Source organism: Streptomyces sp. NPDC060194 (genome assembly GCF_042728285.1).
In the GTDB taxonomy this organism is placed as follows: Bacteria; Actinomycetota; Actinomycetes; order Streptomycetales; family Streptomycetaceae; genus Streptomyces.
In genome coordinates this window covers 1,405-15,060 of record NZ_JBHWZH010000137.1, presented here as the reverse complement: position 1 = coordinate 15,060, position 13,656 = coordinate 1,405, and the positions used below count along the sequence as shown (strand labels likewise).

9 protein-coding genes and 2 pseudogenes are annotated in these 13,656 nt (G+C 71.0%); 1 reads left to right on the top strand and 10 read right to left on the bottom strand.

What is annotated here, in order from left to right; all coding sequences use genetic code 11:
* Nucleotides 1-259: 259 nt before the first annotated feature.
* Nucleotides 260-454, bottom strand: coding sequence for an acyl-CoA carboxylase subunit epsilon (locus ACFWEG_RS23835; protein WP_387218643.1), 195 nt, complete (start codon nucleotides 452-454; stop codon nucleotides 260-262).
* Nucleotides 455-475: 21 nt separating this feature from the next.
* Nucleotides 476-2,059, bottom strand: coding sequence for an acyl-CoA carboxylase subunit beta (locus ACFWEG_RS23830; RefSeq protein ID WP_387218640.1), 1,584 nt, complete (start codon nucleotides 2,057-2,059; stop codon nucleotides 476-478).
* A 341-nt stretch (nucleotides 2,060-2,400) separates the two neighbouring features.
* Here ACFWEG_RS23830 and ACFWEG_RS23825 point away from each other — a divergent pair, with 341 nt between their 5' ends.
* Nucleotides 2,401-3,000, top strand: a complete 600-nt coding sequence (locus tag ACFWEG_RS23825; RefSeq protein WP_387218638.1) for a YceI family protein — start codon at nucleotides 2,401-2,403, stop codon at nucleotides 2,998-3,000.
* Nucleotides 3,001-3,077: 77 nt separating this feature from the next.
* Here the strand turns inward: ACFWEG_RS23825 and ACFWEG_RS23820 are convergent, their stop codons facing one another.
* The 8 genes and pseudogenes from ACFWEG_RS23820 to ACFWEG_RS23785 form a co-directional block, all read right to left on the bottom strand.
* The gene (locus ACFWEG_RS23820; protein ID WP_387218636.1) at nucleotides 3,078-3,635 is read right to left on the bottom strand and encodes a hypothetical protein; all 558 of its coding nucleotides are present in this window, start codon (nucleotides 3,633-3,635) and stop codon (nucleotides 3,078-3,080) included.
* A gap of 315 nt (nucleotides 3,636-3,950) precedes the next feature.
* Complete coding sequence (locus tag ACFWEG_RS23815) at nucleotides 3,951-5,369, bottom strand: GH1 family beta-glucosidase (RefSeq protein WP_387218634.1); 1,419 nt, start codon at nucleotides 5,367-5,369, stop codon at nucleotides 3,951-3,953.
* A gap of 183 nt (nucleotides 5,370-5,552) precedes the next feature.
* Nucleotides 5,553-6,521: an ABC transporter ATP-binding protein gene (locus tag ACFWEG_RS23810; protein ID WP_387218645.1), complete on the bottom strand. Its 969-nt coding sequence runs from the start codon at nucleotides 6,519-6,521 to the stop codon at nucleotides 5,553-5,555.
* Between the two features lie 338 nt (nucleotides 6,522-6,859).
* Nucleotides 6,860-7,840 (bottom strand): annotated as a pseudogene (locus ACFWEG_RS23805) (ABC transporter permease); the annotation flags it as partial.
* 7 nt (nucleotides 7,841-7,847) lie between these two features.
* A complete protein-coding gene (locus ACFWEG_RS23800; protein ID WP_387218631.1) occupies nucleotides 7,848-8,828 on the bottom strand; it encodes an ABC transporter permease in 981 nt (326 codons plus the stop codon).
* Nucleotides 8,825-9,994, bottom strand: a complete 1,170-nt coding sequence (locus ACFWEG_RS23795; protein ID WP_387218628.1) for an ABC transporter ATP-binding protein — start codon at nucleotides 9,992-9,994, stop codon at nucleotides 8,825-8,827. Before ACFWEG_RS23795 ends, ACFWEG_RS23800 begins: the two co-directional genes overlap by 4 nt.
* 101 nt (nucleotides 9,995-10,095) lie before the next feature.
* Entirely contained in the window at nucleotides 10,096-11,793 is a 1,698-nt protein-coding gene (locus ACFWEG_RS23790; RefSeq protein ID WP_387218626.1) for an ABC transporter substrate-binding protein, read from the bottom strand.
* A 210-nt stretch (nucleotides 11,794-12,003) separates the two neighbouring features.
* Nucleotides 12,004-12,969 (bottom strand): annotated as a pseudogene (locus ACFWEG_RS23785) (LacI family DNA-binding transcriptional regulator); the annotation flags it as partial.
* Nucleotides 12,970-13,656 lie beyond the last annotated feature (687 nt).

Genomic DNA, 13,656 nt, shown 5'->3' with positions numbered 1-13,656 from the left:
CGGGCGGCTCTGCGCCTGCGGCGCGTACCGGGCTCCGCCCGGTGGCCTCAAACTTCCCCAAGCTCTCGGCTTCGCTCGAGTAGGGGAGACCCCATCGCCGGGCTGATTTTTTTGGCGTCGCCAGTCCCCGCTGTGCCCACAGTGCCCGGCGCAGCGTCGTTCGCAGCCACCCGGGTCGGCCTGGCCCCCGCAGGGGGGAACGCGGCGCACCCCGGTCCCCCGCGCGAGCGGGAGGCCGGGGTGCGGGGTGGCGGGGGGGTCAGCCCTGCCAGGAGTGCGGGGCGCGGAAGCCGGGGGTGCGTTCCAGGCGGCGCCAGCCCGCGGTGGAGCGGGCCGTGACGGGCAGCTCGGCGGGCCGGGACGCCGCACGCGCCAGCAGGATCGCGGTGATGGCCGCGAGCTCTTCGGGGGCCGCGTGGCCCTTTTCGACGCGGAGCATCGAGGAGTCGGTCATGGAGAGGGTCTCCCTGGGGGTCTACTGAGGCGGGTTGCCGTGCTTGCGCGACGGCAGGTCGGCGTGCTTGGAGCGCAGCATGGCGAGGGACCGGATGAGGACCTCCCGCGTCTCGGCCGGGTCGATGACGTCGTCGACGAGGCCGCGCTCGGCGGCGTAGTAGGGGTGCATGAGCTCGGCCTTGTACTCCTTGACCATGCGGACCCGCATCGCCTCGGGGTCGTCGGCCGCGGCGATCTGCCGGCGGAAGATGACGTTGGCCGCACCCTCCGCGCCCATGACGGCGATCTCGTTGGTGGGCCACGCGTAGGTCAGGTCCGCGCCGATGGACTGCGAGTCCATGACGATGTACGCGCCGCCGTAGGCCTTGCGCAGGATGAGCGAGATCCGTGGGACGGTGGCGTTGCAGTAGGCGTAGAGCAGCTTCGCGCCGTGCCGGATGATTCCGCCGTGCTCCTGGTCCACGCCGGGCAGGAAGCCGGGGACGTCGAGCAGGGTGACCAGCGGGATGTTGAACGCGTCGCACATCTGGACGAAGCGCGCGGCCTTCTCGGAGGCCTCGATGTCGAGGACGCCGGCGAGCGACTGCGGCTGGTTGGCGACGATGCCGACGACCTGGCCGTCGAGCCGGGCGAGCGCGCAGACGATGTTGCGGGCCCAGCGCTCGTGGACCTCGAGGTAGTCGCCCTCGTCGACGAGCTCCTCGATGACCTTGTGCATGTCGTACGGGCGGTTGCCGTCGGCCGGGACGAGGTCGAGCAGGACGTCGCCGCGCCGGTCGGCGGGGTCGTCGGTCGGGACGGTCGGCGGGTTCTCGCGGTTGTTGGAGGGGAGCATGCCGATGAGGTAGCGGACCTCGGCGATGCAGGTCTCCTCGTCGTCGTACGCGAAGTGCGCGACGCCGGAGGTCTCGGCGTGGACGTCCGCGCCGCCGAGGCCGTTCTGGGTGATGTTCTCGCCGGTGACGGCCTTGACGACGTCGGGTCCGGTGATGAACATCTGCGAGGTCTCGCGGACCATGAAGACGAAGTCGGTGAGCGCCGGCGAGTACGCCGCGCCGCCCGCGCACGGGCCGAGCATGACGCTGATCTGCGGGATGACCCCGGAGGCGCGGGTGTTGCGCTGGAAGATGCCGCCGTAGCCGGCGAGGGCGGAGACGCCCTCCTGGATCCGGGCGCCGGCGCCGTCGTTCAAGGAGACCAGGGGGGCGCCGGCCGCGATGGCCATGTCCATGATCTTGTGGATCTTCGCGGCGTGGGCCTCGCCGAGCGCCCCGCCGAAGATCCGGAAGTCGTGCGCGTAGACGAAGACCGTGCGGCCCTCGACCGTCCCCCAGCCGGTGATGACACCGTCGGTGTAGGGCTTCTTCGCCTCCAGGCCGAAGCCGGTCGCCCGGTGCCGGCGGAGCTGCTCGACCTCCTGGAAGGAGTCCGGGTCGAGGAGCAGGGCGATCCGCTCGCGCGCGGTCAGCTTGCCCTTCGCGTGCTGCGCCTCGGTCGCCTTCTCGCTCGGCCCGGCCATGGCCAGGGTGCGCAGCTCGTGGAGCTCGGCCACCCGGCCTCGGGCGTCGGTCGGCTCACCGGGGGTCTCGTCGAGAAGGGTCATACGTCGAGCGTACGAATCCGGGTCCGGGATTCAGCCGTCGACTCTCTACAGTCTCCGTCGCGATTCCCTGGTCGGCTCGCACAGAACCCCGTCGGAGGGCAGCCCTTGTGCCAGCCGAGGCGGGGTAGCCGTTGTGGAGGTCCCACAACAGGGGGCGACGCGCGGGCGAACCGGCGCGACTCCCGTCACAGCCGGCGCGGCCGCGCTACGGTGTGACGTGGGACACGGATCCGGTAGCCGTGGACCCAGAAGGTTGAAAGTTGAACGACATTGCGCTACCTTCAATTTCGTTGAACCTTGAACTACAGACATCAGCCCGCCGTCACTTCCAAGGAGCAGTCATGGGTCTCTTCAACCGCAACGACAAGGACACCTCCGCCACCGCCACGGCGGGCCCGGACCTGGCGGCGGTGACCGGCGACTACACCGTCGACCCCGCGCACAGCAGCATCGGCTTCGTCGCCCGGCACGCGATGGTGACGAACGTCCGCGGCGCGTTCGGCGAGTTCGAGGGCGCGCTGCACCTGGACGGCGGCGAGCCGGCGAAGTCCACCGCCACCATCGACGTGACGATCGCCAGCGTCGACACCGGCGCGGTCGACCGCGACAACCACCTGCGCAGCGGCGACTTCTTCGACGCCGAGCAGTTCCCGAAGATGACGTTCCGCTCGACCGCGGCGGAGCAGCTCGACGAGGAGACGTACCGGATCACCGGCGACCTCACCATCAAGGGCGTCACCAAGCCGCTCTCCATCGACCTGGAGTTCGCCGGCCTGGCCACCGACCCCTTCGGCAACGAGCGTGCCGGCTTCGAGGGCACCGCCACCATCAAGCGCTCGGACTGGGGCCTGACCTGGAACGCGGCGCTCGAGACCGGCGGCGTGCTGGTCAGCGACAAGATCAAGCTGCTGTTCGACATCTCGGCGATCAAGAACAAGTAGGCGTCGGGCGCGACGCGAACGGGCGGCACACCGTGGAGGTGTGCCGCCCGTCGTCGTGTGCGCCTGCCCCGGTGGGGTCAGCAGCCGCCGCAGTTGTAGTAGAGGACGTCCCAGTGGTTGCCCTCCTCGGCGTAGATGTTGCCCGAGCCCGAGCGCCACTGGCCGGCCCCGTCACCGCGGACGCCGATGTAGGTGAAGGTGTTCTTGATGTAGTTGTTGAGGCAGGTGTACTTGCTGTAGTCGAGCTTGTAGCCGTTGCGGTGCGAGTAGGTGCCGCTCGCGTGGCCGACCTCCGTGCCGCCGGTGATGTTGAGCGCGCAACCCGAGGCGGACTTCAGGGTCTGGGCGCCCTGGGCGCTCTCCAGGTTCAGGTTGGTGAACGACGTACAGGTGGAGACGTTCCAGTCGGAGCAGTTGCCCGAGGACGACCAGGTGATGCCGCGCGAGCTGAACATCTGGGTCGCGGTGGCGTGGCTGATCTTGGTGACCGCCTGGGCGTCCGAGGCGCCGGACAGGACGCCGAAGCCGGGGGCGAAGAAGGCGCCGAGCACCAGGGCGAGCGCGGTGACGACGGCGCGCAGCCGCAGGGTGGGGGGCCGCAGGGACGTGGGGAGCTGCGGGGCATTCGGGGACATGAAGGGGTTTCCTCCTGCTGTGACCGTGGTTCCGGATCGGGACGGTTCGGCGGTGCGGGTGAAACGGGCGGTACGCCGCGCGGCGGCCCGGGGCCGGCCCGCCGTGCGGTGGAGCAGGAGTAGCGTGCCCGATGTCTACGCGCGTCTGCCAGTGGACAAAGTCCCCCAGTTGAGAGGCACTTGTAACGCGTTTTACAGCAGCAGGGATGGAACGCCACGGAGGGGGCGTAGGCGGCGAACAGCCGCTTACGCCCCCTCCGCTTCACCGCGTTCCCCGGCCGAAGGGCCCGGGCGGGCGGGTCATCTCGCGCCCCGTCAGCCCGCGTTCGTCTCCCCGCGGGTCAGGGCGATCGTGTCGCGGTACCACTTGGCGCTGTCCTTGAGCGTGCGCTCCTGCGTGTCGTAGTCGACGCGCACGATCCCGAACCGCTTGTCGTAGCCGTACGCCCACTCGAAGTTGTCCATCAGCGACCACGCGAAGTAGCCCCGTACGTCGGCCCCTTGGGCGCGCGCAGCGGCGACGGCGGCGATGTGGTCGCGGAGGTAGGCCGTGCGGTCGGCGTCGGGGACGGAGCCGTCGGCGGCGACGGTGTCGTCGAAGGCGGCGCCGTTCTCGGTGATGACGGTCGGCAGGGCGTAGTCCCGCTGGAGGCGGACGAGGAGGTCGGTCAGCTCGGTGGGGGTGATCTCCCAGTCCATCGCCGTGCGCGGCAGGTCGCGCTCGACGGTGCGGGTGACCGGCACCCCGTCGGCGTCGGTGGTGGCGCCCCGCTCGTCGACGCCGGAGAAGACGGCACCGCGGTAGAAGTTGACGCCGAGCACGTCGATCGGGGTGGCGATGATGTCGAGGTCGCCGGCCTCGACGGGCACGCGGGCGCCGACCTGGTCGAGGTCCGCGAGCACGTCGGCCGGGTAGACGCCCCTGACCAGCGGGTCGAGGTAGATCCGGGTGCCGAGGCCGTCGGCGCGGCGGACGGCGGCCAGGTCGGCCTCGGAGCCGGTCTCGGGGGTCGCGGTGCCGAGGTTGAGGGTGATGCCGAGCTCCAGCGGGTTGCCCTTGGCCTCGGCGGCCGCGCGGATCCGCTGGGCGGCCAGGCCGTGGCCGAGCAGCAGGTGGTGGACGGCGCGGATGCCGTCGCCGAAGTGGCGGCGGCCGGGGGCGTGCAGGCCGTAGGCGTAGCCGAGCATGGCCGAGCACCAGGGCTCGTTCAGGGTCGTCCAGTGCTCGACGCGGTCGCCGAGCGCCTCGTAGGCCAGCTCGGCGTACTCGGCGAAGCGGTAGGCGGTGTCGCGGACCGGCCAGCCGCCGGCGTCCTCCAGCTCCTGGGGCAGGTCCCAGTGGTAGAGGGTGATCCAGGGGGTGATGCCCTTGGCGCGCAGCTCGTCGGCGAGGCGCTTGTAGAAGTCCAGGCCCTTCTGGTTCGCCGGGCCGCGGCCGTGCGGCTGGATGCGCGGCCAGGCGAGCGAGAAGCGGTAGGTGTCGACGCCGAGGGAGGAGATCAGCTCCACGTCCTCGGGCATCCGGTGGTAGTGGTCGCACGCCACGTCGCCGTGCTCGCGCTGGTGCACCGCGCCGGGCACCCGGCAGAAGGTGTCCCAGATCGACGGCGTCCGGCCGTCCTCGGCCGCCGCGCCCTCGATCTGGTACGAGGAGGTGGCGACGCCCCAGCGGAAGTCGGCGGGGAGGCCGGTGACGGCCGCCGGGGCGAGCGCCTGTACGGGGGTGAGGGTCATCAGGTGTTCTCCAAGGAGCGCGTGGATTCGACGAGTTGACGCGGTCGGTCGCCGCGGGGGGATCCCTTCCCCCGGCGGGGCGGGGTCACCCCGCCGCTGCGGCCGAGGGCCCCGGCCCGCACGGCCCGGGGCCGCGGAGGGCACGGCCCGCCGGGGCCCGGGCCGTACCGACCGGGCCCGTCGTCAGGGCGTGTGGTGCAGCCAGCAGGCGACGGCCCGGTCGCCCTGGCCGCCCGGGGCGGCGAGGACGGGCACCTTCGCGGCGCACGGGTCGAACGCCTTCGGGCAGCGCGGGTGGAACGCGCAGCCGCTGGGCATCGCCGCCAGGTGCGGCGGCGAGCCGGGGATGCCGGTCAGCTCGCGGCGCGGGCCGTGCAGCGCGGGGAACGAGTGCAGCAGGCCGTCGCTGTAGGGGTGCTGCGAGTCGCGGTAGATGTCGGCCGCGCCGGCCTCCTCAACGATCCGCCCGCCGTACATGATCGCGATGCGGTCGGAGAACTCGACGAGCAGCGAGATGTCGTGGGTGATGAAGATGACCGAGAAGCCCAGCTCCTCGCGCAACCGGACCAGCTGGCGCAGGATCTGACGCTGCATCACCACGTCGAGCGCGGTGGTCGGCTCGTCCATGATGACGATCTCGGGCTCCAGCGCGAGCGCCATCGCGATCATCACGCGCTGCCGCATGCCGCCGGAGAGCTGGTGCGGGAACGAGCCGAGCCGGTCGGTGGCGATGCCGACGAGCTTCAGCAGCTCCTCGGCCCGCGCCGTGCGGTCGGCCTTGCTCATCTCCGGGCGGTGGGCCTGGAGCACGTCGGTGAGCTGCGAGTGGACGGTGTGGACCGGGTTCAGGGAGTTCATCGCCCCCTGGAAGACGATCGACAGCTCCTGCCAGCGGAACGCCCGCAGCTGCTGAGGGGTCAGGGAGAGGATGTCGAGGTCGTCGCCGTCGCGCTGGTGGTAGACGACGTCGCCGCCGGTGATCACGCCGGGCGGCGAGAGCAGCCGGGTCACGGCGTAGGCGAGCGTCGACTTGCCCGAGCCGGACTCCCCCGCGAGGCCGAGGACCTCCCCGCGGTGCAGGGTGAGGTCGACGTCGCGCAGGGCGGTGACGGCGTCGTCGCCGGTGCCGTAGTCGACGTAGAGGTTCCTGATGCTGAGGACGGGCTCCTTGGCGCGGGGGGCCGCGGGGACCGCCGAGCCGTTGCTGGTCGCGGTGCTGGTGCTGGTCACGCGCCGGCCTCCTTCTTCTCCGCGCGGGCGGCGGCGGTGTCGGACTCTTCGGCGGACGGCTCCGGCTCCCCGGCGGGTGCCGGCTTCCCGTGCGCGGCCGCGGGCTCCTCGACCGCGGCGGATGCGGCCGGGGCCGAGCCGTTGCCCGAGGCGTTCTCGGCGGCGTGCGCGGCGGCGGGCTTGCGCAGGACCGGGGTGAAGCCGGCGAGTTCCGGGTCGAGCGGGTCGACGGGCGCGCCCTGCGCGGGGACGGAGCCCTCGGGGCCGCCCTCCGCGGCCGGGTGCTCGCGGCGGGCGACGGGGGTGAAGCCGACCCGCATCCGGACCTTGCGGTCCGCGCCGGTCTCGGTGCGCAGCCGGGGGTTGATGAACTCGTCGATGCCGAAGTTGATCAGCGAGAGCGAGGTGCCGAGCAGCGCGATGAACAGGCCGGGCGGCACGAACCACCACCAGGCGCCCTGGCCGAGGGCCTGGCTGGACTGGGCCCAGAAGAGCACAGTGCCCCAGTTCCAGTTGGAGATGTCCGCGACGCCGACGAAGGCGAGGGTGATCTCCAGGAGGATCGCGAAGATGACGGTGCCGACGAAGCCCGAGGCGATGACGGCCGTCAGGTTTGGCATGATCTCGAAGCAGATCAGCCGCCAGGTCGGCTCGCCCGTCGCGCGCGCCGCCTCGACGTAGTCGCGCCGGCGCAGCGACAGCGTCTGGGCGCGCAGCACGCGGGCGCCCCAGGCCCAGGCGGTCAGGGCGACGACGACGGCGATCAGGAGGTCCCCGGAGTCGGGCACGAAGCTGGCGATGATGATGATCAGCGGCAGCGCGGGGATGACCAGGAAGACGTTGCTGAGGCCGGAGAGCAGCTCGTCGACGATGCCGCCCATGAAGCCGGCGCTGACGCCGATGATCACTGAGAGCAGGGTGGCGAGCGCGCCGGCGACGAAGCCCACGACGAGCACGCCCCGGGTGCCGACGAGGATCTGGGAGAGCACGTCCTGGCCGGTCTGGGTGGTGCCGAACCAGTGGTCCCACGACGGCGGCTGGAGCAGTTCGTCGCTCATCGCGTCGGGGTCGTAGGGCGCGATCCAGGGGCCGATGATCGCGAGGAGCACGAAGAAGCCGAGGATCAGCAGCCCGGTGCGGGTCTTGCCGCCCCGCAGGAAGCGCAGGCTGCTCCTGCGCCGGGAGGTCGGCGCGGGGGCCTCGGTGACGTCGAGGACGGCGTCGGTGGCGGTGAGGGCCATGGCCGGCTCAGGCCTCCTTCCGGGTGCGCGGGTCGAGGAGCAGGTACACGATGTCGGCGAACAGGTTCGCGACGAGCACGGAGAGCGTGATGATCAGGAAGACGCCCTGCATGAGCGGGTAGTCCTTGGCGTTGACGGCCTGGAAGAGCTGGTAGCCGATGCCGGGGTAGCTGAAGACCATCTCCACGAGCAGCGTGCCGCCGACGATGAAGCCCAGGGAGAGCGCGAAGCCGGAGATGTTCGGCAGGATCGCGTTGCGGGCGGCGTAGGAGAACATCACCCGGCGCTCCTTGAGGCCCTTGGCCTGGGCGACCATCACGTAGTCCTCGCTGGTGACGGTGACCATCATGTTGCGCATGCCGAGGATCCAGCCGGCGACCGCGCTGAGGATGATCGTCACGCCGGGCAGCACCGCGTGGTAGAGCGCGCTGGAGATGAACGGCCAGTCGAAGGCGATGACCAGCGACGAGTCGTACCCGAAGGCCTCGGGGAGGATCGGCCACTTGACCGCGAAGAGCGCGATGGCGATGAGGCCGAGCCAGAAGTACGGGATGGACGAGATGAAGGTCGTGACGGGCAGCAGGCTGTCCATCCAGCTGCCGCGCCGCCAGCCGGTGTAGATGCCGATGCCGGTGCCGATGAGGAAGCTCAGCAGGGTGGTCGTGCCGACCAGGGCGAGCGTCCAGGGCAGCGAGGAGCTGATGACCTCGCTGACGGGCGTGGGGAAGAAGGTGAAGGACAGGCCCAGGTTGCCCTGGAAGAGCTGGCCCCAGTAGTCGGTGTACTGCTGCCAGAGGGTCAGTTCCTTGTCGAGGCCGAAGAGCGCCTTGAGCGACTCGATGGCGTCGGTGTCCAACTGCCCCTGGAAGCGCGAGATCAGCGACTGCACGGGGTCGCCGGGCATCAGCCGGGGGATGAGGAAGTTGATGGTGATCGCGGCCCACGCGGTGATCGCGTAGAAGACGAACCGCTGCAGCAGGTACTTCACTTCGCCGCGCCCTTCTCTTCGGTGGGACCGTCGGTGTCGCCCACCGGCGCGTCGCCGGCCGGGACCTCGCCGGCCGGGGCGTCCGCGGCCGGGACCGTGGCGGGGGTCGGGGTGACGGCCTCGGGGGCGTCGACGACCGGCTGGTCGTCGTACAGCCAGCACGCCGCCCACTGGCCGCCGTCGAGCTCGAAGCGCGGGGGCAGTTCGGTGGAGCAGCGCTCCATGGCCTTGGGGCAGCGGGGGTGGAAGCGGCAGCCGCCCGGCGGGGCGATCAGTGAGGGCGGCTCGCCGCTTCCGGTCTCCTCCATGTCCGCCTCCGAGGCGACCCGCTCGGGGTCGGGCGCCGAGGCGATCAGGAGCTGGGTGTAGGGGTGCGCGGGCCGCTGGGTGACGGTCTCGCTGTCCCCGCCCTCGACGACGCGGCCCGCGTACATCACCAGGGTGGTGTCAGCGAAGTAGCGCGCGGAGGCGATGTCGTGGGTGATGTACAGGATCGCCAGGTTCAGGCGCTCCTTGAGGTCCCGCAGCAGGTTGAGCACGCCGAGCCGGATGGAGACGTCCAGCATCGAGACGGGCTCGTCCGCGAGCAGCACCTTCGGGTCCGCGCCGAGCGCGCGGGCGATCGCCACGCGCTGGCGCTGCCCGCCGGACAGCTCGTGCGGGAACTTGTCGACGTACCGGTCCGCCGGCGTGAGCTGGACGCGCTCGAGCAGGGCGGCGAGCGCCTGCTCCAGCTCCTCCGCGGAGTTCCCGGCCCGGCCGTGGATCCGCAGCGAGCGGGTCAGGTGGTAGCGCACGGTGTGCACCGGGTTGAGCGACGCGAACGGGTCCTGGAAGATCAGCTGCACCTGCTTCACGTAGGTGCGGAAGGACCGGCCACGGCCCGCCTTCACCGGCTTCCCGTCCAGCAGGATCTCCCCGCCGGTGAGCGGGTAGAGCTGCGAGAGCAGCCGGGCGACGGTCGACTTCCCCGACCCCGACTCGCCCACCAGGGCGGTCACGGTCCCGCGGCGCAGCAGCAGCGACACGTCGTCGACGGCGTGCACGGTGCACCTGCTGCGCGTCAGGGTGTCCTTCAGCGTGCGCCGTACGGGGAAGTGCTTGGTGACCCCCCGTGCTTCGAGCACGGTCTCTCGGTCGGTCACCGGTTCGGTGGTGGTGGTCATGGCCGGCCCCTCGTCTCACTGACTCTCGACTGCGTCACTCGCTGGCGGATGCTCCGCCGCCGGACCCCGTCGCGGTGGACGGGGCCCGGCGGCGCTCAGGCCTACTTCTTGGCGGGCTTGAGGTTGAGCACGATCTCCAGGGCGTTCTGCTGGGTGGGCTGCGGCGAGCCGTAGGGGTTGGACTCGTCGGGCCAGCCGACCCAGTTCTTCGTCGAGTACTCCGCGCCGATCGGGGCCGCGGCGGTCGGGATCATCGGGACCTGCTCCACGAAGATCTTCTGCAGGGTGTTGAGCGCCGTGGTGCGGGCCGAGTCGTCGGCGGCGTTCGCGTACTCCTTGAGCGCCTTGGTCGCCTCGGGGCTGTCGAAGCGGCCGAAGTTGCCGAGCTGGGCGGCCTTGCCGATGGGCTGCAGCAGCTCGCCGTCCATGACGTTCTGGTACAGGTCGTACGGGGTCGCGCCGCTGTTCGTCCAGTGCAGCGTGGCGTCGAACTTGCCGTTGGAGACGTCGGAGGTCCAGGCCTCGGCGGTCTGCGTCTTGACCTTGGCCTCGATGCCGAGCTCCTTCCAGCTCTCGGCCATCATCTGCAGACCGGTGATGTAGTCGTTCCACCCGGCCGGGTCGGTCAGCGTGAGGGTGATCGGCTTGCCGCTCTTGTCGAGCAGCTTGCCGCCCTTGAGCTTGTAGCCGGCGTCCTTGAGGACCTTCTTGGCGCCCTCGACGTCGACCGTGGTCTTGGCGTCCTTGTACTCCGGGGCGAGGAAGGGCTCACCGGCCGGCTGCGGGATGCCGGTCTTGTTGGTGATCTCCGGGTAGAGGGTGGCCTGCGCCTGGATGTGGATGGCGTGGCGGTCGACGACCATCTCCATGGCGCGGCGGATCGCGACGTCGTCGAAGGGCTTCTTCGTGGTGTTGAACCACAGCCCGTGGATGCCGAGACCGGAGGGGAACCACAGCTTGTGGTTCTCCGGGTCCTTGTCGATGTACAGCTTCTTGAAGTCCGGCAGGAAGACGAAGGACCACTCCGACTTGCCGCTGGCGAGCGCCGTGGTCTGCGCGCTGTTGTCGTTGTACGACGTGTAGCGCAGCTCCTTGACCTTGGTCTCGCCCTTCCAGTACGAGGGGGCCGCGACCAGCGTGGTGGTCTGCGGGGTGAACGTCTTCAGGACGTAGGGGCCCGAGCCGATCGGCTTGCGGTTGGGCTCGGTCGCCGGGTCCTTGACCTTCGACCAGATGTGCTTCGGCACGACGAACGTCGAGACGATCTTGTTCTGGTTGACGAACTGGGACTCCTTGAAGGTCAGCGTGACCTTGTCCCCGGACGACTCGATGCCGTCGTAGGCGATCCCGTTGCCGTTGATCGCCTTGTTGTCCTTGATCATCTGGAACGTGAAGGCGACGTCCTCGGCGGTCAGCGGCTTGCCGTCCGACCACTTCGCCTTGTCCGTGACCGTGAACTCGACCTTGGTGAAGTTGTCCGACCACGTCCACGCGGAGGCGAGCCAGGGCTTGCCCTTCTCGGCCGGCTTGATCGGGTTGGTCATGACGAGGGGCTCGTACATGACGTTGCGGTAGCCGAGCGAGTTGGCCGCGGAGGTGCCGAGGAACGGGTTGCTGTTGTTGGTCTGCGGCCCGTTCGGCATGCCGATGTTCAGAACCCCGGTGGCGGCCCCGGCCTTGCGGTCCTCCTGGTTGTTCTTCGAGTTGGCGTCGGAGCATCCGGCGGCCAGCGCGACGACGGCGGTCGCGGCGGCAAGCACCTGGAGCTTGCGGTGGCGGGTGGAGCGGGTCGGGCTCATGGCGACTCCATGGTCAACTGCGAGAAGGAGTGGATCGGTTCGTGCCGCGGACGTGCCGGTGGTGCTTCAGGCGGCCGGATGAGGCGCGGGTCCGGTGCGGCGGGCGACGGGGGCCGCGAGCGGGTCCGGGGCGGACCCGGCCCCGTCCCCGTCCCCGACCACGGCCGCCGGACCGGACACCGGCCGTGGTGCGTGAGGTGCGTGTGCGGTGGAGCGGCGGACGACCAGTTCGGTGGGCAGCACGGCGCGCTCGTCCTGCGCCGCCGTGCCGCCGAGATGGGTGAGGAGCATCCGCGCCGCCGTCTCCCCCATCGCCCGGGTGGGCTGGCGGACGGTGGTGAGCGGAGGTTCGGTGTGCGCGGCGAGGTCGATGTCGTCGAAGCCGATCACGGCGACGTCGTCCGGCACGGAGCGGCCCGCCTCGCGCAGCGCCCGCAGCGCCCCCGCGGCGCTGAGGTCGTTGTGCGCGAAGACGGAGTCGAAGGGGGTCTGCTCGTCGAGGAGCCGGTGGACCGCGCGGTGTCCCGACTCCTGGGTGAAGTCGCCGGTGACGACCCGGGCCGGCGGCAGGACCTCGGCGAATCCGCCGAGCCGGTCCCGGACGCACCCGAAGTGCTCGGGGCCGGTCACGACCAGCGGCTTCGAACGGCCCAGGGCGACCAGGTGGCGGGCCGCGGACGCCCCTCCCTCGCGGTTGGTGGTCACGACGGACGGGAACTCGGGGTGGTGCCCCCGGTCGTCGATCAGCACGACCGGCAGGCCCTGGCGGTACATCGTGGTGATGGCGTCCAGGGTGTTCTCGGGCTCGACGACCACGAGGCCGTCGAAGGCGCGGGCGGAGACCTGGCTGGTGAAACGTTCCAGCGACTCCGTACCGCGGTTGAACGTGAACAGCAGCAGCCCGTACCCGGCGGCCTCGACGGTGTCGACGACGCCCTGCAGCACCTCGCCCATCCAGGGCCAGGTCAGCGACGGCACGAGCATGCCGACCGTCCGGCTGCTCCCCCGCGCCAGATCGACGGCCCGGGAGCTGGGGACGTACCCCAGTTGATCGATCACTTCACGAACGCGGGAGGCGGTCGTGCGGTCCACCTCGCCCTTGGTGTTGAGCACCCGCGACACGGTCGTCTTGCTGACGCCGGCCGCGCGGGCGACGTCGGCAATGGTGACACGCATCGAAATGCCTCCACGTTGAGGACGGATGGGTGGTACGGGGTCGCCTCCGGCGGGGAGGCGGGGGTGGTGCGAGGTCCCGGGAACGCGTCTTGAGAGCGCTCCCGGTACCGGTCCCGGAACCGGTACCGGCGGTGGTGCGGTGAGTTAATCGGGCTGTCATCGCGCCGTCAAGAGTTCACGGCAGGATTGGCAGGGGCCCAACTACCAACCGTGATCTGGCCGTTATGCGTTCACTTCTTGAACGCGAGTGGGGGCGCGCGAGGGGTTGACGACGGGCCCCCGGACCCCTTTACTGCGGGGCCGCCTCCTGCCGGGTCCGTACGGGTGGGGGGTCGCCCGTGCGGCCGGGCCTCCGCGGGTCGCCGTCCCGGCGGGGGTCGTGGGCGGACGCGAGCGGTCAGGACGCGGTGGTCGTTCGGCGGGCGCAGTCGCCTCCGCCGCGGTCCGTGCGGGGCGGGGGTGCTGCCCGGGCGGCCGGAGGTTCCGCTGGTCCCGCCCGGCGAGGTCAGAGGCGGACGCGAGCGACCAGGACGCGTTGGTCGCTCGGCGGGCGCAGTCGCCTCCACCGCGGTCCGTGCGGGGCGGGGGTGTCGCCCGGGCGGCCGGAGGTTCCGCTGGTCCCGCCCGGCGAGGTCAGAGGCGGACGCGAGCGACCAGGACGCGTTGGTCGCTCGGCGGGCGCAGTCG

Excerpts from the sequence above, each read along its gene's own strand:
- ACFWEG_RS23815 (WP_387218634.1), bottom strand. The coding sequence starts at position 5,369 with ATGACCCTCACCCCCGTACAGGCGCTCGCCCCGGCGGCCGTCACCGGC.
- ACFWEG_RS23790 (WP_387218626.1), bottom strand. The coding sequence starts at position 11,793 with ATGAGCCCGACCCGCTCCACCCGCCACCGCAAGCTCCAGGTGCTTGCC.
- ACFWEG_RS23830 (WP_387218640.1), bottom strand. The coding sequence starts at position 2,059 with ATGACCCTTCTCGACGAGACCCCCGGTGAGCCGACCGACGCCCGAGGC.
- ACFWEG_RS23795 (WP_387218628.1), bottom strand. The coding sequence starts at position 9,994 with ATGACCACCACCACCGAACCGGTGACCGACCGAGAGACCGTGCTCGAA.
- ACFWEG_RS23820 (WP_387218636.1), bottom strand. The coding sequence starts at position 3,635 with ATGTCCCCGAATGCCCCGCAGCTCCCCACGTCCCTGCGGCCCCCCACC.
- ACFWEG_RS23835 (WP_387218643.1), bottom strand. The coding sequence starts at position 454 with ATGACCGACTCCTCGATGCTCCGCGTCGAAAAGGGCCACGCGGCCCCC.
- ACFWEG_RS23825 (WP_387218638.1), top strand. The coding sequence starts at position 2,401 with ATGGGTCTCTTCAACCGCAACGACAAGGACACCTCCGCCACCGCCACG.